This is a genomic window from Streptomyces sp. NBC_01232 (assembly GCF_035989885.1).
Lineage (GTDB): Bacteria > Actinomycetota > Actinomycetes > Streptomycetales > Streptomycetaceae > Streptomyces.
The window spans coordinates 7427742-7447594 of the sequence record NZ_CP108518.1; the positions used below are offsets into that span (position 1 = coordinate 7427742).

Annotated in this window: 19 protein-coding genes and 1 pseudogene; 16 read left to right on the top strand and 4 right to left on the bottom strand. The window is 70.7% G+C overall.

Features of this window, described 5'->3' with window-relative positions:
* The first annotated feature begins 7 nt into the window (after window positions 1-7).
* The 6 genes and pseudogenes from OG444_RS34225 to OG444_RS34250 all read left to right on the top strand — a co-directional run bounded on the left by OG444_RS34225 (window position 8) and on the right by OG444_RS34250 (window position 6897).
* Entirely contained in the window at window positions 8-307 is a 300-nt protein-coding gene (locus OG444_RS34225; protein ID WP_327265751.1) for a DUF1876 domain-containing protein, read from the top strand.
* A gap of 168 nt (window positions 308-475) precedes the next feature.
* The gene (locus OG444_RS34230; RefSeq protein WP_327265752.1) at window positions 476-1378 is read left to right on the top strand and encodes a universal stress protein; all 903 of its coding nucleotides are present in this window, start codon (window positions 476-478) and stop codon (window positions 1376-1378) included.
* Window positions 1378-2235, top strand: a complete 858-nt coding sequence (locus tag OG444_RS34235) for a universal stress protein (RefSeq protein WP_327265753.1) — start codon at window positions 1378-1380, stop codon at window positions 2233-2235. The genes OG444_RS34230 and OG444_RS34235 overlap by 1 nt, the downstream gene beginning before the upstream one ends.
* Window positions 2236-2242: 7 nt before the next feature.
* Window positions 2243-4825, top strand: a complete 2583-nt coding sequence (locus tag OG444_RS34240; protein ID WP_327265754.1) for a cation-translocating P-type ATPase — start codon at window positions 2243-2245, stop codon at window positions 4823-4825.
* Between the two features lie 5 nt (window positions 4826-4830).
* Window positions 4831-5040 (top strand): annotated as a pseudogene (locus OG444_RS34245) (DUF1918 domain-containing protein); the annotation flags it as partial.
* A gap of 108 nt (window positions 5041-5148) precedes the next feature.
* Window positions 5149-6897, top strand: coding sequence for a sensor histidine kinase (locus OG444_RS34250; RefSeq protein ID WP_327265756.1), 1749 nt, complete (start codon window positions 5149-5151; stop codon window positions 6895-6897).
* Window positions 6898-6910: 13 nt separating this feature from the next.
* Here OG444_RS34250 and OG444_RS34255 read toward each other — a convergent pair whose 3' ends face one another.
* The 3 genes from OG444_RS34255 to OG444_RS34265 form a co-directional block, all read right to left on the bottom strand.
* Complete coding sequence (locus OG444_RS34255) at window positions 6911-7633, bottom strand: response regulator transcription factor (RefSeq protein WP_327265757.1); 723 nt, start codon at window positions 7631-7633, stop codon at window positions 6911-6913.
* Window positions 7634-7747: 114 nt separating this feature from the next.
* A complete protein-coding gene (locus OG444_RS34260) occupies window positions 7748-8392 on the bottom strand; it encodes a CBS domain-containing protein (protein ID WP_327265758.1) in 645 nt (214 codons plus the stop codon).
* A 45-nt stretch (window positions 8393-8437) separates the two neighbouring features.
* On the bottom strand, window positions 8438-8902 hold the full coding sequence (locus tag OG444_RS34265) for a Crp/Fnr family transcriptional regulator (protein ID WP_327265759.1): 465 nt from the start codon (window positions 8900-8902) through the stop codon (window positions 8438-8440).
* Window positions 8903-9133: 231 nt separating this feature from the next.
* On the opposite strand from OG444_RS34265, the gene OG444_RS34270 reads away from it, so the two are divergent.
* The 10 genes from OG444_RS34270 (at window position 9134) to OG444_RS34315 (ending at window position 18764) form a co-directional block, all read left to right on the top strand.
* Entirely contained in the window at window positions 9134-9568 is a 435-nt protein-coding gene (locus OG444_RS34270) for a pyridoxamine 5'-phosphate oxidase family protein (protein WP_327265760.1), read from the top strand.
* A gap of 100 nt (window positions 9569-9668) precedes the next feature.
* Window positions 9669-10535 (top strand): potassium channel family protein, encoded by an 867-nt coding sequence (locus OG444_RS34275; RefSeq protein WP_327265761.1) that lies wholly within the window; start codon window positions 9669-9671, stop codon window positions 10533-10535.
* A gap of 329 nt (window positions 10536-10864) precedes the next feature.
* Window positions 10865-11401 (top strand): hydrogenase maturation protease, encoded by a 537-nt coding sequence (locus OG444_RS34280; protein ID WP_327265762.1) that lies wholly within the window; start codon window positions 10865-10867, stop codon window positions 11399-11401.
* 42 nt (window positions 11402-11443) lie between these two features.
* Window positions 11444-12613: a 4Fe-4S dicluster domain-containing protein gene (locus OG444_RS34285; protein WP_327265763.1), complete on the top strand. Its 1170-nt coding sequence runs from the start codon at window positions 11444-11446 to the stop codon at window positions 12611-12613.
* A gap of 71 nt (window positions 12614-12684) precedes the next feature.
* Window positions 12685-13095 carry a cyclic nucleotide-binding domain-containing protein gene (locus OG444_RS34290; protein ID WP_442810793.1) on the top strand — a complete coding sequence of 137 codons (411 nt, stop codon included), beginning with the start codon at window positions 12685-12687 and terminating at the stop codon, window positions 13093-13095.
* Window positions 13092-13898, top strand: a complete 807-nt coding sequence (locus OG444_RS34295; protein ID WP_327265765.1) for an FAD/NAD(P)-binding protein — start codon at window positions 13092-13094, stop codon at window positions 13896-13898. The genes OG444_RS34290 and OG444_RS34295 overlap by 4 nt, the downstream gene beginning before the upstream one ends.
* A gap of 1 nt (window position 13899) precedes the next feature.
* Window positions 13900-14718 (top strand): oxidoreductase, encoded by an 819-nt coding sequence (locus OG444_RS34300; RefSeq protein WP_327265766.1) that lies wholly within the window; start codon window positions 13900-13902, stop codon window positions 14716-14718.
* Window positions 14715-16079 carry a Ni/Fe hydrogenase subunit alpha gene (locus OG444_RS34305; RefSeq protein ID WP_327265767.1) on the top strand — a complete coding sequence of 455 codons (1365 nt, stop codon included), beginning with the start codon at window positions 14715-14717 and terminating at the stop codon, window positions 16077-16079. Before OG444_RS34300 ends, OG444_RS34305 begins: the two co-directional genes overlap by 4 nt.
* A gap of 230 nt (window positions 16080-16309) precedes the next feature.
* Window positions 16310-17185: a universal stress protein gene (locus OG444_RS34310; RefSeq protein ID WP_327265768.1), complete on the top strand. Its 876-nt coding sequence runs from the start codon at window positions 16310-16312 to the stop codon at window positions 17183-17185.
* A gap of 103 nt (window positions 17186-17288) precedes the next feature.
* Window positions 17289-18764, top strand: a complete 1476-nt coding sequence (locus tag OG444_RS34315) for a bifunctional aminoglycoside phosphotransferase/ATP-binding protein (RefSeq protein WP_327267019.1) — start codon at window positions 17289-17291, stop codon at window positions 18762-18764.
* Between the two features lie 73 nt (window positions 18765-18837).
* Here the strand turns inward: OG444_RS34315 and OG444_RS34320 are convergent, their stop codons facing one another.
* Complete coding sequence (locus OG444_RS34320; protein WP_327265769.1) at window positions 18838-19827, bottom strand: Acg family FMN-binding oxidoreductase; 990 nt, start codon at window positions 19825-19827, stop codon at window positions 18838-18840.
* Between the last annotated feature and the right edge of the window lie 26 nt (window positions 19828-19853).

Here is a 19853-nt window from a genome sequence, read left to right on the forward strand (position 1 = left end):
GCACGCCATGACTCACACCGCAGAATGGAAGGTCCGTCTCTACCTCTTCGAGGAGGACCACACGACCAAGGCCCGCCTGGAGCTCGACACGGGCACGAACAGGCTCACAGGTCACGGCACCGCCCGCTGCGCACCCCAGGACGCCGACGTCCCGGAGATCGGCGACGAACTCGCGGTCGCTCGCGCCATGGAGGATCTCGCCCTCCAGATGAAGCGAGCCGCCTACGGTGACATGCAGGCCGCCGGCGTCCCGTCCCTTCAGGAGTCCCTCAAACCGTACTCAGGGTGGCTGGACACCGAAGTCTGAACACGAAGGGTCGGCGCCGGCCGGGCCGGCGCGTTCGCAAGGGATCCCGCGGGCCGTCTTCGGCAGGGACCTTTGGCCCCCATGAAGGTCCTGAGCGGCCCTCTTGCAGACCGGGTCCGCGGTGTCAGCGTGAGAACAGACCCCACTGGCCCCGGGCGAGGAGGAATCATGAAGAACAGTGTCAGCGGTTCGGAACTCGGCTCCGTCATCGTCGGCGTCGACGGCTCCGAGCCCGCCCGTCAGGCCGCGCTCTGGGCAGCGGCAGAGGCCGAGCGTCGCGGGCGTCCGCTGCACATCGTGTACGGCGCCGACACGGACGGCCGGGCCCTCTACGTGTCCGCAGAGACCATCGAGCGCGTCCGCGTCGCCGGCCGTGAACTGCTCGACGAAACTGCCGCCGCGGTCAATGAACAGCACCCCGGCCTGGGCGCCACCACAGAATTCAGTCGTGGCGACCCCGTGGCCAGCCTGCACCGGGCTGCCGGACTTCGCGGCACCATCGTGGTCGGCAACCGGGGTCTGGGCGGATTCAACTCGCTCATGCTCGGATCCGTGGGCCTGAAGGTCGCGGCCGGCGCGAAGACGCCGGTCATCATCGTCAGAGAAACCGGCGGCGGCGCCGAGAGCGGGACGGTGCTCGCCGGGGTCCGTGACGAGCACGACCTGGACTGCGTCCGTCACGCGGCGCGGGAGGCCGAGCTCCGCAAGGCCGAGCTGCGGCTGCTCCACGTGTGGAACGTGCTCGAGTCCGTCGGCAGCGTGGTGACCATGATGGACGACGTCACGGAGATCGCCGACGAGTACGTCCGGCACCTGACCGCGGTGACCGAGCAGATCCGCCAGGAGTTCCCGGACCTCACCGTGCGGGCGGACGCCGAGAAGAGCGTGTCCGTCGCCGGTGTCCTGGTCGAGGCCTCCCGACACGCCGACCTGCTGGTCATGGGCGGACGGCGGGCGTCCGCGTACCTGGGACCCACCCTCGGTCGGCACACCCACAGCCTCGTGCACCACTCCCACTGCCCTGTGCTGCTCATCCCGCGCCACACGGACAAGCACGGAGACGAATCGTGATGGCCGCCGCCGAACGCCGCGAGATCGTTGTCGGCATCGACCCGGCCAGGGACTGGCACCTGCCCCTTGCCTGGGCGTCGGACGAGGCCCACCGCCGTGGGACCGGGCTCCGACTCGTCGTGACCGTGCCTCCGCCGCACCAGAAGCGGCAGGTCAACGGCACCCCTCGCACGACGGCCCTGCACCAGGCGGGCTCGGAAGCCCTGGCAGCCGGTACCGACTGGGCGCGGGAACGGCACCCGGGGGCCGACGTGGCCACCGATCTGATCGAAGGATTCCCCGTCCCCGCCATCGGCCGCATGTCCCAGCAGGCCCGCATGCTCGTACTCGGATCCCGCCACCTGAGCCGGACCGCGGAGCACTTCAGCGCCGGCTCCACGGTGGTCCCGGTCACGGCCCAGGCGCACTGCCCGGTCGTCGTGGTCGGAAACCCCGAACACATCACCCAGCAGCCGCCCTACCTGGTCGTGGGCATCGACGGCAGCGAGTCCTCGAAGGCGGCACTCGCGCTCGCGTTCGAGGAAGCCGACCTGCGCGGTGCCGCACTGCGCGCCATCGCGGTATGGCAGCCCCCGGTCTTCCTCCTCCACGACGAGGAGGTCGCACTGCAGGCCCAGCGGCGGATGCTGTCCGAGGCCACGGCCGGCTGGTCGCAGAAATACCCGGATGTGAAGCTCTCCCACGAGATCCCGATCGGGCACCCGGTGGAGGAGCTCGCGGGGGCCGCCGAGCACGCCCTGGCCGTGGTGGTGGGCCGCCGCGGACGCGGAGGCTACTCCGGCATGCGCCTGGGTTCCGTCGTCCACGGACTGCTGCACCGGGCGTTCTGCCCGGTGATCACGGTTCCGGCCGAATAGGACCGCCATGGCTATGACCCCGGCCACCGCAGAGGCACCGGTACGCACGCTTGGCGGGCTCACCGACCTCGAGGCAGAACGTCGGCTGGCCGAGCACGGCCGCAACGAGATCCCGCCCGCCCCGGCGACACCCTGGCACGCCAGGGTGCTGGCCCAGCTGCGCGATCCGCTGATCATGGTGTTGCTGGGCGCGGTGGTCCTGACGATCGCGATCGGCGACCACGCCGACGCGGTGGTCATCGCCGTGGTGATCGTCGTCAACACGAGCGTGGGCGTCGTGCAGGAGACCCGTGCCGACCACGCCGTGGCCGCTCTCTCCGCGATGTCGGCACCGAAGGCGCGGGTCCTGCGGGACGGTGCTCCGCGCGAGGTCCCCGCCGCCGCCGTGGTGCCCGGCGATGTCCTGCTCCTCGCCGAGGGTGACATCGTGGCGGCCGACGCCGATGTCACCGAGGCGTCCGCCCTGATGATCGACGAATCCATGCTCACCGGGGAATCCGTCCCCGTGGACAAGGAGGACGATTCGACGGTGGGCGCGGGGACCGTGGTCGTGCGAGGCCGGGGTGTGGCGACGGTGAGGGCCACCGGCCCCGACAGCGCGCTCGGCCGGATCGCCGCCCTCCTCGACACCAAGCGGGAGCCGACACCCCTGCAACACCGTCTCGCCTCGCTGGGGCGCATCCTGGCCATCGTGACCCTGGCCCTCTGCCTGGTGGTCTTCGGCCTCGGGCTCGTCCAGGGCCTGCCGCTCGGGATCATGGCGGTGACTGCGATCAGCCTCGCCGTCGCAGCGGTCCCGGAATCCCTGCCGGCCGTCGTGACCCTGGCCCTGGCCCTGGGAGCCCGGCGCATGGCGGCCCGGCACGCTCTCATCCGCCGGCTCCCCGCCGTGGAGACCCTCGGCTCTGTCACCGTCCTCGCCACCGACAAGACCGGCACCCTCACCGAAGGCCGCATGGTCGTCCAGCACGTGTGGACGCCACGGGCCGCGGTCGACTTCTTCGGAGTGGGGTACGAACCGCAGGGAGACGTCCTGGTCGAGGGGAGGCCGCCGACGGCGGCCGAGCTCGGCCCCGTACAGGAGCTGCTGACGGCCGCGTCGCTCTGCAACGACGCCTCCCTGCGGCCGCCCCAGGGAGAGCCCCCGGACGAGGACCGGTGGTCCGCGGTCGGCGACCCCATGGAGGCCGCCCTCCTGTCGGCCGCCGTCAAGGCCGGGTGCGGCGAGCCGGAGCTTCTCAGGCACATCCACCCCAGGACGTGGGAGATCCCGTTCGACAGTGGACGCAAGCGCATGACGACAGTCCACCGCCTGTCGTCCGGCGGCGCCCTGGTGTGTCTGAAGGGCGCCCCGGAGGTGGTCCTGGACGCAGCTGTTCTCGCCGACCGCAGGGACCTCGTGGCCGGCGCCCGGCAGCAGGCGGCGATCCTGGCCTCCCGCGGATACCGGGTGCTCGCCGTGGCGTCCGCCGAACACGCCGAGCAACCGGCCACCGCGGAGACGGCCGAGGCAGGACTGAGGCTCTTGGGCCTGGTCGCCATCAGCGATCCGCCGAAGCCCGCGGCAGCGGCCACTCTCGCCGCTTGCCACGCGGCCGGCATCACCCCGGTCCTGATCACCGGAGACCACCCGGCCACGGCACGCGCGATCGCCGTCCGCGTGGGCCTGGCCGGCGCGGACAGCGATGACGAGACCGTGGTCAACGGCCCCGATCTGGCGGCAGGCCGGGTGGCCGACCTCACCGCCGCACGCGTCTTCGCCCGGACCGATCCACAGCAGAAGCTCGACATCGTCGACGCCTGGCGGGCCAAGGGAGCCGTCACCGCCATGACCGGCGACGGGGTCAACGACGGCCCCGCTCTGCGCCGCGCCGACATCGGGGTGGCCATGGGACAGCGGGGCACAGAGGTCGCCCGCCAGGCTGCCGATCTCGTGCTGACCGACGACGACCTGTCGACCGTGGTCGCGGCCGTCGAGGAGGGCCGGCGGGTCTACGACAACATCCGCCGCTTCCTCGTCTACGGTCTGGCCGGCGGCGCCGCCGAGATCCTCGTCATGCTGATCGGCCCCCTCCTCGGCCTTCCGCTCCCGCTCCGGGCAGGCCAGATCCTGTGGATCAACCTCCTGACCCACGGTCTGACCGGGGTGGCCATGGGTGCCGAACCGGTGGACCCGGAGGCGATGCACAGGCCCCCGAGGCCGCCCGGCCAGCACATCCTCGGCGCGGGCGCCTGGCAGCGCCTCGTGGTGCTCGCCGCAGTCGTCACAGCCGCCTGCCTCACCGCCGGGACGGTCGCACGGGCCTGGGGCCTGCCCTGGCAGAGCGTCCTCTTCCTGTCCCTGCTCGCTGCGCAGCTCGGCGTCGTGCTGGGCCTGCGAACCCGCTTGCTGACCCGGGAGAACCTCTTCCTGCCCCTGTCCGTCCTTGCTTCCGCCCTGCTCGGGGCGGCAGCGCTCTACCTTCCGCCGCTGCAGTCGGTTCTGGAGACCGCACCTCTTGGATGGCCGGGCCTTGCCCTGGCATCAGCCGCCCTCGTGAGCGGCTTCACGGCAGCCCGACTCGCACGACACGCATTCCGAAGGAGCTGATGATCATGAAGGCGCACACCTCCGAGCACGGTGCCCACGCCCGCGTCGGCGACGAGATCGTGGTGGGCGGGCCCTCGGTGGGCCAAGCGGGTCGCGACGGCGAAGTCGTCGGTCTGCACCACGACGACGGCACCCCGCCCTACGACGTCCGCTGGTCGGACACGGGCAAGACGACCCTCTTCTTCCCCGGACCGGACGCACACGTCCGGCATCTCGGCGCGGACGACTCCGGCTGACGCCTTCAGCCTGCGCGGGAAGGCGGTAGCGGGGATACGGTGAAGAGGCAGGCCGGACTTCCCCTGGGCGCCGCTTGGAGGTACCGCATGGGCGCGGTCGAGCAGGGTGCCGAGCGTTCGGGGCTGCCGAGGCTCCGGCTGGACGAACTCCTCGAAGAGCTCCAGGTCCGCATCGACGAAGTGCGCGGCACCAGGGACCGGCTCAACGGCCTCCTCGAAGCCGTGATGTCCGTCGGCCGGGAGCTCGACCTTCCGCAGGTCCTGAGGGGCATCGTCGAAGCCGCCGTCGTCCTGGTGGACGCGGAGTACGGCGCCCTCGGCGTCATCGGCGACGACCAGAAGCTCGCCCAGTTCCTCCCCGTCGGCATCAGCGACGACCTCCGGGCCGAGATCGGCGACCTGCCCTCCGGCCACGGCATCCTCGGCGAACTCATCCGCCACCCCGAGACCCTACGGCTGTCGGAGTTGTCCGATCACCCCGCCTCCTACGGATTCCCGGCCCACCACCCCCCGATGCACTCCTTCCTCGGCGTCCCCATCCGGGTCCGCGAGGACGTGTTCGGCAACCTCTACATGACCGAGAAGCGCGGCGGCATCGACTTCGACGAGGAGGACGAGGCGGTCCTGTCCACGCTGGCGGTGGCAGCCGGCATCGCCATCGAGAACGCCCGCCTCTACGAGGAAGTACGTCTCCGGGAGCGCTGGCTGACCGCCAGCTCCGACTTCACCAGCGCTCTGCTCTCCGGCTTGGCCGAAACGGAGGTACTGGAGGGCATGCTGGAGCGGGCCCGCGACATCACGGGCGCTGACATCGGTGTCTTCTACCTCGTGGGCCAGGGCGGGGAGCTGCGCGGCTCGCTTGCCCTGGGTGAGGGCGCTGAGGCGCATCGCGGCATCGTGCTGCCCAGCAGCGCGGGAACCCTGGCAGCAGCCGCCCTCGGCGAGGAGGACGGACTGATCACCGTTGCCGACGTCGGAACCGAGGTCCGGATCACCGTGCAGCCGGAACGGTGGAAGGGCTTCGGCCCCGCCGTCGCCGTCACGGTCGGCACCAAGGAGAAGCTGAGCGGCGTCCTCATCCTGGCCCGCAGATGCGGCCGCCCGGCGTTCGCCCGCGCCGAGTTCGCAGCCCTGCCCGGTTTTGCGGGCCAGGCCGCCCTGGCCCTGGAGCTCGCCGACCGGCGCCGGGACGCCGAGCAGATGAGCATGCTGGAGGACCACGACCGCATCGCCCGCGACCTGCACGATCTCGCCATCCAGCGCCTTTTCGCCACCGGCATGACCCTGCAGAGCGCCCGACGCTTCGTCGAGCATCCCGAGGCTTCGGAACGGCTCGCCCGAGCCATCGACGACCTGGATGCCACCATCAAGATCATTCGCTCGACGATCTTCGGACTCCGCGAACACGAGGCGCCCGGGGTCACGCCGAAGCTGCGGCTGCGTGCTGTCCAAGCCGTGGAGGAGGCCGCCCGGACACTCGGCTTCGCCCCGGCCCTGCGGATGGAGGGCCTGATCGACACCGACGTACCCTCCGAGACCGCGGACGAGGCACTCGCGGTGATCGGGGAGGCACTCACCAACGTGGCCCGCCATGCACGGGCAGGCCGCGCAGAAGTGTCCCTCTCGGCCGTCGAGGGCGTACTGACCGTACGGGTCACCGACGACGGAGTGGGAATGGCACGGGGAGGCCGTCGCAGCGGGCTCCGCAATCTCGCCGAGAGAGCCGAACGCCTGGGCGGCGAGCTCTCCGTATCGGCGCACGGGTCGACCGGGCGGGGGACGAAACTGGAATGGCGGGTACCGCTGGATGGAGGCGACTTCCCACCCCCCGGGTGACCCCCGTCGACACTCAGCTCCGGCCCATGCCGTGCTCCGGCTCGTGCCCGTGTTCGTGTTCGTGGACCTGCGCGGCGATGACGGCGGCCTGCACCCGCCGCTCCACCCCGAGCTTGCCCAGCAGCCGCGAGATGTGGTTCTTGACCGTCTTCTCGGACAGGTACAGCCGCTTGGCGATCTGCGCGTTCGTGAGGCCCTCGCCGATCAGTTCGAGCACGGAACGCTCCCGCTCGGAGAGAGCGGCCAGGCGATCGTCGTCCGGAGCCTTGACGGTCTCCGGGTCCCTCAGCGAGTGCATCAGCCGAGCGGTCGTCGCAGGGTCCAGCATGGACTGTCCGGTCGCCACGGTCCGTACGGCCGAAACCAGGTCCGACCCCTTGATCTGCTTGAGGACGTAGCCGGCCGCCCCGGCCATGATCGCGTCGAGCAGCGCGTCCTCGTCATCGAACGAGGTCAGCATCAAACAGGCGAGGTCCGGCATCCGCGAGCGCAACTCGCGGCACACGGTGATCCCGTCGCCGTCGGGCAGCCGGACGTCGAGCACGGCGACGTCCGGGCGCAGCGCCGGCCCGCGGGTCAATGCCTGCTCGGCGGTCGACGCCTCGCCGATGACGTCGATGTCGGGCTCCGCGTCCAGCAGATCGTGCAAGCCGCGGCGTACTACCTCGTGGTCGTCCAGAAGGAAGACCCTGATGGGCGCCCCGGACGAGGCAGAGGGTGCTGATGCGTCGGACATGTACGCCCCTGTGATCGATCGGCTGTGCGTACGTCTTGTCGTACGCATTGTCTCAGGGGAGCGGGCGGACGCACCTTGTGGTGCGTACCGGAGCCGGCGCGGCGGTGAAGGGTTTCAGGCAGCTCCGGCGGGCCGCCCTTCCAGCTCCATGCGCACGTCCACCACGCCTTCCACGGCACGGATGGCGCGGGCCACCAGCGGCACCAGGGCGCGACTACGGAGAGATCCCCGCAGGGTGACGACGCCGTCCTTCACCGATGCCTGTAGATCTACCGGGGGAGCGAGCTCGGCGAGAACCGCGTCGCGGATCTCCTCCTCGATCTCCTCGTCGGTGCGCAGGAAGACCTTGAGCAGGTCGCTCCGGCTCACGACCCCCTCCAGCATCCCCCCGCCGTTCACCACGGGGAGGCGCTTCACGCGCTTGCGGGCCATGATCTGGGCAGCCTCGGCGAGGGTGGCGTCTGGGTGCACGGTCACGGCCGGACTCGACATCAGCTCCTCGGCCAGCACACCCCCCGCCTTGGAAGCCTCTTCCAGCTGATCGGGAAGCCGGGGGTCGTCCCGCCGGAACTCCTCCTTCGGCAGGAGATCCGCCTCGGAGACCACCCCGACCACACGCCCCTCGCCCTCCAGGACGGGAACGGCGCTGACCTTCCACTGGTCCATCAGCTCGACGATCTCCTTGTACGAAGCCTCACGGCCGATGGCCACGGCCGTATGGGTCATGACGTCGCTGACGGTGTACCGGGACGCGGGCATGACGCCCTCCTCACTGCTGGGGGTTCAGGTGCGGGACACCGGCCGTCAGAGATAGCTGCCACTGCCGTGCGGGGCGTAGAGATCGAGCAGCCGGACACGGGCGGCGTGCAGCCGGTGCGCGAGCACCTGCGCGACCCAGTGGCCCATCGCGGAGCCGAAAGCAGGGTCGGCATCCATCAGCGTGCGCACCGCGGCGGCGTCGAATTCGTACGTGCGCACCGGCGTCGCGGCCACCGCGCCCAGTCTCCAGGAACTGGGCTGCAGCATCCACGAGCACCCCACGAGCTCGCCCGGTCCGAGCCTTTCGATCACTGCCGGCTGCCTGCCGGGCACATGCACGTCCAGGGCGACGATGCCGGTTCGGACGATCCAGAACCTGTCCGCCCGGCCGCCCTCGTTGAAGAGGCGTGCGCTCTCGGGGAAGTTGACCTCCCGCGCGATGTCCATCAGCCGGGAACGGTGCTCAGCCGGCAACGCGCCGGCGATCTTCGTAGGGGGAGTGGTCCTCATGGCGGCCTCCGGTCGATTCCTCTTCAATTCTGTGCGGCTCCACAGGCAGTGGGCATGGGCCGACCGGCCCCCGATTCCGCAGGACAGGGGACCGTTCGGCCCTGGCACGGCACGCGAGGAGGCAAGGACGCTGGGTGAAGCCGACACCGACACGACGCGGTCGGAGCGGAGGGCCGTGTGATGGATCACGAAACCGCCTGGAGGCCGGACCACGGCCCCGTCCCGGACCCGATGCGGTCCACGGAGCAGCTGGACCGCTCCGAAGCGCTGCGGCTCCTGGGCACCGTGCCGCTGGGCCGCATCGTCTTCACCCACCAGGCACTGCCGGCCATCCGACCGGTGAACCACGTGGTCGAGGGGGAGGACGTGATCGTCCGGCTCGACGAAGGCGCTTCACGCGCGTCGCTGGTGGCGATCCCCGGCACACCCGGCATCGTCCTCGCCTACGAAGCCGATGCCATAGACCCCGGCACGCATCTCGGCTGGAGTGTCGTGGTGATCGGCTACGCCGAGCTCGTCGAGAACCGCAACGACGCCGAACGGCTTGAGGCGCTGCTCGAACCGTGGACGAACCAGCCGATGGCAGGCGTGCTGCGCATCCGGGCCGAACTCGTCACAGGGTTCCGCCTGGGGCCGGAACCTCGGCCGATTTCCGCCGCCGGGTGAGTCCCGGCCCTGCTTCTGCCACCTGGCGACGGCGTGGGCTGCGATCAGCGGCTACGGAGGTGCGCGAACCTGGGCGAAACGGGTGGAAAAGGGGTGCCGGATGGATTGGCTTGTGACGGTCACGGGCGCGGCCCTGGTCCTGCTGATCCTGCGGGACGTGTTCCACACACTGTGGCACCCGACGCGTCACGGCGGGCTGAGCCGCCTGGTCATGACCACACTGTGGCGGCTTTCGTCCGTCCTGGGCACCCGTCGAACGACAGCCGGCCTGGCCGGCCCGCTCGCCATGGTGTCCGTCGTCGCCCTGTGGGCCCTGACCGTGGCGGCGGGCTGGGCGCTGATCTACTGGCCTCACATGCCCGAGGCGTTCGTGTACGCGGGAGGGTTGCACCCCGACGATCATGCGAGCCTGCTGGACGCGACCTACGTCTCGCTGGTCACGCTCTCCACGCTCGGCCTCGGTGACGTCGCACCCGCCGAGGGGTGGTTGCGCCTCCTCGCACCCCTGGAGGCGCTGGTCGGGTTCGCCCTCCTGACCGCGACGGTCTCCTGGATCCTCGGCATCTATCCGGCGTTGGCGCGCCGCAGGGCACTGGCATTGCGGCTCTCCCACCTCTCCCGTACCCATCCCAGGAAGGAACAGATCGACTCCCCGGCCGGGGCCGCCATGCTGGACAGCCTGGCCACAGCGCTGTCCGTGGCGGCGGTCGACTTCCTCCAGTACGCGGAGTCCTACTACTTCCACGACGGCGACGACCGGACCTCCCTCGCTCGCCAGATCGGCTACGCCCTCGACATCGCCGATGAGGCTTCGGAAGCCGGACACCGGGATGTCCGGCTCGCCTCCACGGTGTTGCGTTCCGCCCTGGAAGAACTCGCGAGCATCCTGGACGAGCGCTTCCTGCACACCCGGGGATCACCCAGGCAAGCTCTCGACGCGTTCGCCCACGACCACGGGCACCGGTGACCACGCCCTGCCCTGAGTCTCCCGGCGCGGACGACGACCTCGACCGTCGGGCCTTGGTCGACGACAGGGAGGCGGTTGAGACGGGACATACATGCCGGCCAGGCCGCCTCCGCCACGGTCGCGCCTGGTCGCACGATGATGGCCGGAGCGGTCAGGAGCAACTCCTCCGTCTCCTTGCGGGCCTCGTCGCCCAGCGGTACTTCGCGGTCCCGGGCGAGGACCGCGGGCAGGGGGATGCGCCGTGCGCCGTTTGCCCCATCGCGCAGGACCCCGCCCAGTGAGTAGGGCAGGCTGTGCCGGGAGACGCCCGAAGAAGGAAGCGGGTACGTATGAAGCCGCTCGCCGGTACGGCGGTCATCGGGATCGGTAACGAGTTCCGGCGCGATGACGGGGTGGGGTGGGCCGCCATCGCGTTGTTGTGTGAACGGGAAGCACGGCGACCTCTCCCCTCCGGTACTGAGCTCGTACGGTGCGACGGAGACCCCGGCCGCCTGATGACCCTCTGGGAGGACAAGGCCCTCACGCTCGTCATCGACGCCTGCTTCCCACCTGCGGCGCAGCCCGGGCGGACACACCGGTGGTGTGTGGCCCCGGGCGAGATGCCGCACCCGGCTGCCGCAGGCAGGCAGAGCACCCACGGGCTGGGGCTCGCCGAGGCCCTGTGCCTCGCCGACAGTCTCGGGCGCGGCCCCGGCCGTCTCATCGTGTACGCGGTCGAGGGAGCGGACCGCTCGCTGGGCACGGGGCTCACCCCAGCGGTGTCGGCCGCCCTGCCGCATCTGGCCCGGCGCATCGAGGAAGACGTCCGCAAACACGGCGAGCGGACTCGCCGGACCAGCTTCGAACCAGGGAGCCCGCTGGTCTGACATGCTGCCGGATCTAGGCACGTGGAGACCGAGAGGTGCACCATGACCGACGCTTCGGATGCCGGAGCCGCCCTCGACCACCAGGACGAGGCGGTTCTCGACCGCGACGGTCTGGCCGCGCTCGTGCGCGTCCTGAAGGCGCGCGGCCGCACGGTGATCGGTCCGACCGTGCGCGACGGCGCGATCGTCCTCGACGAGCTGGAATCCGCCGATGCGCTTCCCTACGGATGGGGGGTCGAGCTGGAGGCGGGGCGGTACCGGCTCCGCCGCCGCGAGGACGGGGCCGTGTTCGCGCACAGCGCGGGACCCCAGTCGTGGAAGTCGTTCCTGCATCCGGAGCGCGTCCGCCAGTGGTCCGCGGACCGCGGCCCGGACGGTGCGCCGGTCGTCCGGGAGGAGGAGCAGGAGAGCATTTCATACGCGTTCCTCGGCGTGCGGCCCTGCGATCTGCGTGCCATTCAGATCCTGGACCGGGTGATGAGCGGGGGCAGGTACCGGGACCCCACCTACCTCTCCCGGCGGACGGGCGCCTTCCTGATCGCGGCCGAGTGCACCGAGCCGGGTGCCACCTGCTTCTGCGTCTCGATGGGGAGCGGGCCGGCCGCCGACGCCGGCTACGACCTCGCCCTCACCGAGGTCGTGGACGATGACGGCCACCGCTTCCTGTGCCGGAGCGGGAGCGAGGAGGGAGCCGCGGTCCTCGCGGAACTGCCGGGCCGGAGCGCCGATGACCTCACCAGAACAGCGGCGGCCCAAGCCGTGAGCGCCGCCGCCGAACGCATGGGCCGCTCCATGCCGCCGGTGGACCTGCGCACGCTGATGCGGGACAACCTGGAAGCGGATCGCTGGGACGACGTCACCGCCCGGTGCCTCAGCTGCGGAAACTGCACCATGGTCTGCCCCACCTGCTTCTGCACCACCACGGAGGACGTCACCGACCTGACCGGCGATCACGCCGAGCGCTGGCGCCTCTGGGACTCCTGCTACGACCTGGACTTCTCGCTCCTCCACGGCGGCCCGGTCCGGTCCACCCCGCGCAGCCGCTACCGCCAGTGGCTCACGCACAAGCTGGGTACCTGGCACGACCAGTTCGACAGTTCCGGTTGTGTCGGATGCGGCCGGTGCATCGTCTGGTGTCCCACGGGAATCGACCTCACCGAGGAAGCCCACGCCCTGCACCAAGAGGCCACGCAGCGGGAGAGCACGCCGTGACCTCGCATCCGGTTGGGTCTCCCGGTGAGGGGGTGTTCGCCGCTCTGACGGCGGAGCACCGCGGGAAGCTGATGGCCCTCGCCCGTGAAGTCGCCCTTCCGGGCGGCACGCGGATCTTCGAGGAGGGGGAGAAGGCCGACCGTTTCTGGGTCATCCGCTCGGGCACGGTCGCGCTCGATGTCCACATGCCCGGCCGGGGGCGAGCGGTCGTCGAGACCATCGGTGCGGGCAGTCTGCTCGGCTGGTCCTGGCTGTGCCCGCCTCGGCAATGGCACCTCGCGGCCGAGACCCGGGACCCCGTCCGCGCCTGGGAATTCGATGCCGCGGCCGTCCATGACCTGTGCGCCGAGGACACGGCGCTGGGCCTGTCGCTGGTCACCGCCGTCGCCGAGACCATCGGCGACCGGCTTCGAGCCACCCGCACCCGGCTGCTCGACCTGTACGGACCGCCGGGACCGCAGGGGAGCTGGCCGGTGCCATGACGCTCACTCCCCGTTCCTATCGCGTGGTGGACCGCCGCGACGAGACGCACGACACGGTCACGCTCGTACTGGAGCCTGCCGCGAATGCTGTGAAGCCCTTCGCACCCGGCCAGTTCGCGATGCTGTACGCGTTCGGTGTCGGCGAGATCCCGGTGTCCGTGTCCCGGCTCGCGGACGGGCACCGGCTGACGCACACGGTCCGGGCCGTCGGGGCCGTCTCCCGCGCGCTGTGCGGCCTGCGGACCGGCGGGTGGGTCGGCGTGCGCGGCCCCTTCGGCACTGCCTGGGACTCGGCCGCCGCTCACGGCAACGACCTGCTCGTCATCGCCGGAGGCATCGGGCTCGCCCCGCTCCGTCCCCTCGTCGACGCCGTTCTGGCCGAGCCGCACGCGTTCGGGCGGCTGAACGTCCTTGCCGGTTCCCGAACACCTGCCGATCTGCTCTACCAGGACGAGTTTCCCGCCTGGGAAAAGCCGTTCGCCGCCGTCACGGTCGACCGGCCTGCCAACGGCTGGACCGGCCGAGTCGGAGTCGTCACCACGCTGCTCCGCGAGGCCCGGTTCACACCCTCGGACACGGTGGCCTTCGTCTGCGGGCCCGAGGTGATGATGCGCGCGACCGCACGCGCGCTGATCCACCAAGGGGTACGTCCCGACCGCATCCGGGTCTCCCTCGAACGCAACATGCGCTGCGCCACCGGCCACTGCGGACACTGCCAGCTCGGCCCCCTCCTTCTCTGCCGCGACGGCCCGGTCGTCGGCTACGACCAGGCCGAGCCCCTGCTCACCGTCCGGGAACTGTGAGATGAGCACCCCCACCCCACCCCAGCCCCCTGCCCGCCCCCGCCTCGGCGTGTTCAAATTCGCCTCCTGCGACGGCTGCCAGCTCACCCTCCTCGACTGCGAGGACGAACTGCTCGGCATCGCCGCCGAACTGGAGATCGCCCATTTCCTGGAGGCGTCCAGCGAAGCCGCGCCCGGACCGTACGACCTCGTGCTCGTCGAAGGCTCGGTCAGCACACCCGAGCACGTGGAGCGCATCCGGCGCATCCGCGCCGATGCCCGCCACCTCGTCACCATCGGGGCCTGCGCCACGGCCGGCGGCGTGCAGGCGCTGCGCAACTACGCAGATGTCGAGGGGTACCTGGCGACCGTCTACGCCCGCCCCGACTACATCGAGACCCTCGCGACCTCCACACCGGTCTCGGCCCACGTACCCGTCGACTTCGAACTGCGCGGCTGTCCCATCGACCGCGGTCAGCTCGTGGAGGTCATCACCGCGTTCCTCGCCGGACGCAAGCCCGCCATCCCGAACCACAGCGTCTGCTTCGCCTGCAAACGGCGCGGCAACGTCTGCGTCACCGTCGCCCACGGCACTCCATGCCTCGGCCCCGTCACCCACGCGGGCTGCGGGGCCCTGTGCCCGACCTACGGGCGTGGCTGCTACGGCTGCTTCGGGCCGGCCGGAACCACGAACCTTCCCGCGCTGGTCCCGCTCATGCAGCGTGACGGGATGAGCGAGGAGGACATCGGCAGGTTCCTGCACACCTTCAACGTGACCGCCTTCACCGCCGTGGAGGAGCAAGGACAGCCCGGCGTGACCGACGTTGAAGGACCCGGATGAGCGATCCCACGCCCCGATACCAGGAGCTGCGCATCCCCTCACTCGCCCGTGTCGAGGGTGAGACCGCGCTGCACCTGAGGATCCACGACGGCACGGTCACCGAAGCGCGGCTCGAGATCTACGAGCCGCCGCGGTTCTTCGAAGCCTTCCTCCGGGGCAGAGCCCACACGGAGCCACCCGACCTCACCTCCCGCATCTGCGGGATCTGCCCCGTCGCCTACCAGATGAGTGCCTGCCGTGCCATCGAGGACGCGTGCGGCGTTGTCGTCGACGGACAACTGGCCGCCCTGCGCCGCCTGCTGTACTGCGGCGAATGGATCGAGAGCCAGACGCTGCACATCCACATGCTGCACGCACCGGACTTCCTCGGCGAGGACGACGTGATCGGTCTGTCCCGCTCCCATCCGGAGCACGTCAGGCGCGGACTGCGCTTGAAGCAGACCGGTAACGCCGTGGTCGAACTGCTCGGAGGCCGGGCCATCCACCCCGTCAACGTCCGGATCGGCGGCTTCCACCGCGCTCCGACCCGTGCCGAACTCCGCCACCTGGAAGAACGGCTGCGCACCGCCCTCGACGATGCCTGGGACACGGTGCGCTGGGTCGCCGGCTTCGAATTCCCGGATGCCGCGTGCGAGGCCGACCTACTAGCCCTCGCCGAGACGGGCACCTACGCCATCGAGTCCGGAATCCCCACCGTGCTCCCCTGCGACGCGACGCTCCCGCCGTACAGTTTTCCCCTGCGGGACTTCACCGAGCACGTGGCCGAGGAGCAGGTCTCCCACTCCACCGCCCTCCACTCCCGGCTGGACAGCCGCAGGCACCTCACCGGCTCCCTCGCCCGCTGGGCCGTCAGCGGCCACCTGCTGTCCCCGCTGGCCCTGCAAGCGGCACGGGAGGCCGGACTGGGTGACCCCCCGTCGCGAGCGGGTGCCGGGCGGGGAGAGGTCTGCCGGAACCCGTACCGAAGCATCCTCGTCCGGGCGGTGGAAGTTCTGTACGCGGTGGAGGAGGCCCTGAGGATCATCGCGGAGTACGAACGTCCGGCCCGCCCGTGCGTGGAGGTGCCGGCCCGGGCCGGCACCGGCCACGGTGCCACGGAGGCGCCTCGCGGCCTGCTCTACCACCGCTACGCGTTCGACGACGGGGGGCGTGTCACGGACGCCCGCATCGTGCCACCGACCGCCCAGAACCAGGGCGCCATCGAGGAGGACCTGCGTCGGCTGGTCCAAGCCGGCCTCGATCGGGGCGAGGGCTCCGAGGCCGAGCTCACCCGGCTGTGCGAGCGAGCCGTCCGCAACCACGACCCGTGCATCTCGTGTTCGGCCCACTTCCTGGAACTGGACATCGAACGCACCCACTGATCACGCCCTGGAAGGACGGCCTCCTGCGCGCTGCGGGGAGGCTTAAGGTGCTCCTCGGATGACATGAGGCCGTAGCTCGGCGCGTTGGCACAGGCGCTTCATCGAGTACCGCTTACGGTCACTTGCACGGCTACCGGCGAAACAGGAGACGACAGGGCTCCGGCCGACCGGACACCGGACACCGGACACCTCACCGCCCTTCCAGTCACCTACCTGACGGAGCAGCCGGCATGGAGCCAGTCGTCACTGTGGGCCTCGACGGCTCACCCGAGAGCCTCGCCGCCGCCCGTTGGGCCGCTGACGAAGCCGACCGCCGCAAACTCACCCTGCGACTGCTGCACGCGTGGCCCCTGCTGGCTCCGGAACCGACCCACCTCCCCTCCGAGATGGATCAGAACTACTGGGCGAAGCGGATCGTGCACCACGCGAAGGCGGAGCTCCAGGCGCGCCACCCCGGCCTGACCATCGTCGGAAACCTGGTCGCCGAGGATGCGCAGGAGGCGCTGCTGAAAGCGTCGGCGGAGTCCGAGATGACCGTGCTCGGCTCGCGGGGGATGGAGCCCGTCGAGAGCTATTTCCTGGGTGACATCAGCATGCCCGTCGTGGCACGGGCCGAGCGGCCGGTGGTCCTGGTGCGCGCCGGGGCGCGCGAAGAGGGTCCGCCGTCCACTCCAGGTGCCTCGGGCGGCGTAGTGGTGGCGCTGAAACTGCACGGTCCGTGCGATGACCTGCTCGCGTTCGCCTTCGCCGCCGCCGCGGCACGAGGTGTTTCCCTGCAAGCCGTCCACGGCCGAAGCATGCCCCTCCACGCTCACGCTCCCTGGGGCACGGACCACGACGTGACCGAAAAGATCAGACAGGACGCGCAGAAGCTCCTGAGTGACGCTCTCCGCCCCTGGCGCGAGAAGTTCCCGAGCGTGGGGGTAACTCCCGGTATCGGTCTTGAAAGCCCTACCAAGGTCGTGGTCCGGACTGCCAAGGGCGCAGGGCTCCTGGTCGTCGGCCGACGCAGGCATCGTCCCGTCCTGGCGCCCCCACTGGGGTCCGTGGCCACCGCCGCGATCCATCACGCGCGCTGCCCCGTCGCCGTCATTCCCCATGACTGAGCCGAGCCACAGCGAGGAGCCGTCGGTGCCTGCGCACCGCACCGACACGTCCGCGCTCCGGACCGGCACCGGCCTCGATGTTCCGTCACTCCCGCGCGCAGAGGTGTGCGAGACGCACACCGCGGTCCTGTTCTTCGTCGGCGACCGCGCCTACAAGCTGAAGAAGCCGGTCGACCTGGGGTTCCTCGACTACACGACCACGGCGGCCCGGCGGATCGTCTGCGAACGGGAAATCGCCCTCAACAGTCGCTTCGCCCCTGATGTCTACCTGGGCCTGGGTGAGTTCCGCGGACCGGACGCCGACGCGCCCGAGCCGCTCGTGGTGATGCGCCGCATGCCGGCGGAACGCCGCCTGTCCCTGCTCGTGAGCCAAGGCGCCGATGTCGACGACGCCCTGCGGTCGGTCGCACGCCTCCTCGCCTCCCGCCACGCGGACGCGCCCCGCGGCCCGGACATCGACGAGCAGGGCAGGCGGGACGCACTGTCCGCACGCTGGGAAGCGAGCTTCACGCAAGTCAGGGGACTGACCGAAGACGGCGGTCTGCTCGACGGGGTGGAGGAGGTGCAGCGCCTGGTGCGTCGCTATCTTGCAGGCCGCGAGACACTGTTCGACGCCCGTATCGAGCAGGGGCGGGTGGTCGACGGCCACGGCGACCTGCTAGCCCAGGACATCTTCTGCCTCGACGACGGCCCCCGCGTCCTGGACTGCCTGGAATTCGACGACCGCCTCCGCTACGTCGACGGACTCGACGACGCGGCCTTCCTCGCCATGGACCTGGAGCAGACGGGTGCCCCGGAGGCCGCGGCCTTCTTCCTCGCCCAGTACGGCGAGTACTCCGGCGACCCCGCACCGCCATCCCTGTGGCATCACTACGTCGCCTACCGCGCGTTCGTCCGGGCCAAGGTGTCCCTGATCCAGGCAGCTCAAGGCACTCCCGGCGCCGAGGCGGCAGCACGGCGCCTGGTCACCACGACGCTGCGCCACCTGCGCACCTCCGCCGTCGGCATGACCCTCGTCGGCGGTCTCCCGGGCAGCGGGAAGTCCACGCTCTCCGGCGCACTGGCCGATCGTCTGGGCGTCACGCTGCTCAGCAGCGACCGCCTGCGCAAGGAGCTGGCAGGCATCCCGGCGGAGGAATCCGCGGCCGCCGGGTACGGCGAAGGGCTGTACACGCCCGAGTGGACCGCGAGGACGTACACGGCCCTGCTCGACCGGGCGTCCACCCTGCTGTCCCGTGGCGAGTCAGTCGTCCTCGACGCCACCTGGTCCGACGCGGGACAACGCGAGGCTGCCCTGCGCATGGCCGAACGCACCAGTGCCGACCTGGTGGCCCTGCGCTGCCAGGTTCCGGGTGGGGTGTCGGCCGCACGCCTGACCACGCGCGCCCCCGGAGCATCCGACGCCACCCCTGAGGTGGCCGAGGCCATGGCAGCCGCGGAGCCTCCGTGGGAGGAGGCCGTCCCCATCGACACCGGCGGCCTTCTGGAGGCGGCGGTCATCCAGGCGATGGCGGCCGTACGCCCGTACGGCCCCGGCCAGGCCCCGGTCTTCCGCCGCCCTTACATGGAGCCGGATTAAGGAGAAGGGCGACGCCGCGTCCACAGGCGCGCTCCCCGCTACGAATGTCCTGGCGACAGCTCGATCTCCGGTTTTATCGGATGTCCAGTACCTCAGCCACGGGGCGCCGGGGCGTCGCGGGACCTTGCGGTCCGTAGCCGAGCCGGATCACCATTTGGACGTGGGTCATCGCCGAGCCCGGATCGCGCACCGTCCAGCGGAGCGCGGGCCATTCGAGCGGCTGCGAGGTCATCGACGTGACCAGTCCGTCGGCGGTGGCCTGAAGGAGAACCCGCTGGAGGGCCTGTCCTGCTCGTAGCCAGTCCTCGGGCCTGTCACCCGAAGTACCCAGCAGCACGATGTGCGGGTTCTGTTCGAAGGTGGCCCACCCGCGCCCCGGAACGCGTTGGGAGCGACCGAAGTCGCGCACGACCCCACCGCGGCCGGAGTGCTTCGGACCGAAGGCGTCCACAGGAATTCCGTCAGGACGGGTCTGGCCTTCCGGCATGCCTGCATGTGTCCATGCCAGCGTCTCCGCCGTCATCGCGGGATCCATCTCCTCGCGATGCTCTGAGTCGTGAACCAGTCCCAGCACGGTGTCGGTGTGCCAAGCGTCCGGCACGGCCAGGCGACACCCTTCGAGAAGGGCGGCGGCGCGCAGACCGTCCAACAGCGCTGGAGGGATCTCCTCCTCCGCGAAAGGAAACCGGCTGGTGTGACGTCGCCGTACGGCTGGGTGGAGAGTTCCGAGATCCTTGTCCGTGGGCCCGGGTTCCCGGAGGTCGGCAGCGGCCAGCAGCCAGGGATCGTCCGGGTCGGGCAGCAACCGCACGTCTGCGCCCCACCCTGCCGAGGCTGCGGACACCCGTAGGTTGAACAGGGCGGCGGCGCAGCCCAGGTGGAGGGCACGGTGGTCCGGGTCGGCACGGGGCATGGCACGGCCCGGGTCGCCGAACAGCTCGATGAGCCCGGAGGCCGGTCGGTAGAGGAACTTCCACGGCTGGGCGTTGTGCATGGACGGAGCCGTGACGGCATCCTCGATGAGCGGAACAATCTCTGCCGGGTTCGGAAGCGGTGCGGTCATGAGACTTTCCTGCCTGTGCGGTGGGC

What these genes read in the sequence shown, in the direction of transcription:
- OG444_RS34225 (WP_327265751.1), top strand. Translation starts at nt 8, where the DNA reads ATGACTCACACCGCAGAATGGAAGGTCCGTCTCTACCTCTTCGAGGAG.
- OG444_RS34230 (WP_327265752.1), top strand. Translation starts at nt 476, where the DNA reads ATGAAGAACAGTGTCAGCGGTTCGGAACTCGGCTCCGTCATCGTCGGC.
- OG444_RS34235 (WP_327265753.1), top strand. Translation starts at nt 1,378, where the DNA reads ATGGCCGCCGCCGAACGCCGCGAGATCGTTGTCGGCATCGACCCGGCC.
- OG444_RS34240 (WP_327265754.1), top strand. Translation starts at nt 2,243, where the DNA reads ATGGCTATGACCCCGGCCACCGCAGAGGCACCGGTACGCACGCTTGGC.
- OG444_RS34250 (WP_327265756.1), top strand. Translation starts at nt 5,149, where the DNA reads ATGGGCGCGGTCGAGCAGGGTGCCGAGCGTTCGGGGCTGCCGAGGCTC.
- OG444_RS34255 (WP_327265757.1), bottom strand. Translation starts at nt 7,633, where the DNA reads ATGTCCGACGCATCAGCACCCTCTGCCTCGTCCGGGGCGCCCATCAGG.
- OG444_RS34260 (WP_327265758.1), bottom strand. Translation starts at nt 8,392, where the DNA reads ATGCCCGCGTCCCGGTACACCGTCAGCGACGTCATGACCCATACGGCC.
- OG444_RS34265 (WP_327265759.1), bottom strand. Translation starts at nt 8,902, where the DNA reads ATGAGGACCACTCCCCCTACGAAGATCGCCGGCGCGTTGCCGGCTGAG.
- OG444_RS34270 (WP_327265760.1), top strand. Translation starts at nt 9,134, where the DNA reads ATGCGGTCCACGGAGCAGCTGGACCGCTCCGAAGCGCTGCGGCTCCTG.
- OG444_RS34275 (WP_327265761.1), top strand. Translation starts at nt 9,669, where the DNA reads ATGGATTGGCTTGTGACGGTCACGGGCGCGGCCCTGGTCCTGCTGATC.
- OG444_RS34280 (WP_327265762.1), top strand. Translation starts at nt 10,865, where the DNA reads ATGAAGCCGCTCGCCGGTACGGCGGTCATCGGGATCGGTAACGAGTTC.
- OG444_RS34285 (WP_327265763.1), top strand. Translation starts at nt 11,444, where the DNA reads ATGACCGACGCTTCGGATGCCGGAGCCGCCCTCGACCACCAGGACGAG.
- OG444_RS34290 (WP_442810793.1), top strand. Translation starts at nt 12,685, where the DNA reads ATGGCCCTCGCCCGTGAAGTCGCCCTTCCGGGCGGCACGCGGATCTTC.
- OG444_RS34295 (WP_327265765.1), top strand. Translation starts at nt 13,092, where the DNA reads ATGACGCTCACTCCCCGTTCCTATCGCGTGGTGGACCGCCGCGACGAG.
- OG444_RS34300 (WP_327265766.1), top strand. Translation starts at nt 13,900, where the DNA reads ATGAGCACCCCCACCCCACCCCAGCCCCCTGCCCGCCCCCGCCTCGGC.
- OG444_RS34305 (WP_327265767.1), top strand. Translation starts at nt 14,715, where the DNA reads ATGAGCGATCCCACGCCCCGATACCAGGAGCTGCGCATCCCCTCACTC.
- OG444_RS34310 (WP_327265768.1), top strand. Translation starts at nt 16,310, where the DNA reads ATGGAGCCAGTCGTCACTGTGGGCCTCGACGGCTCACCCGAGAGCCTC.
- OG444_RS34320 (WP_327265769.1), bottom strand. Translation starts at nt 19,827, where the DNA reads ATGACCGCACCGCTTCCGAACCCGGCAGAGATTGTTCCGCTCATCGAG.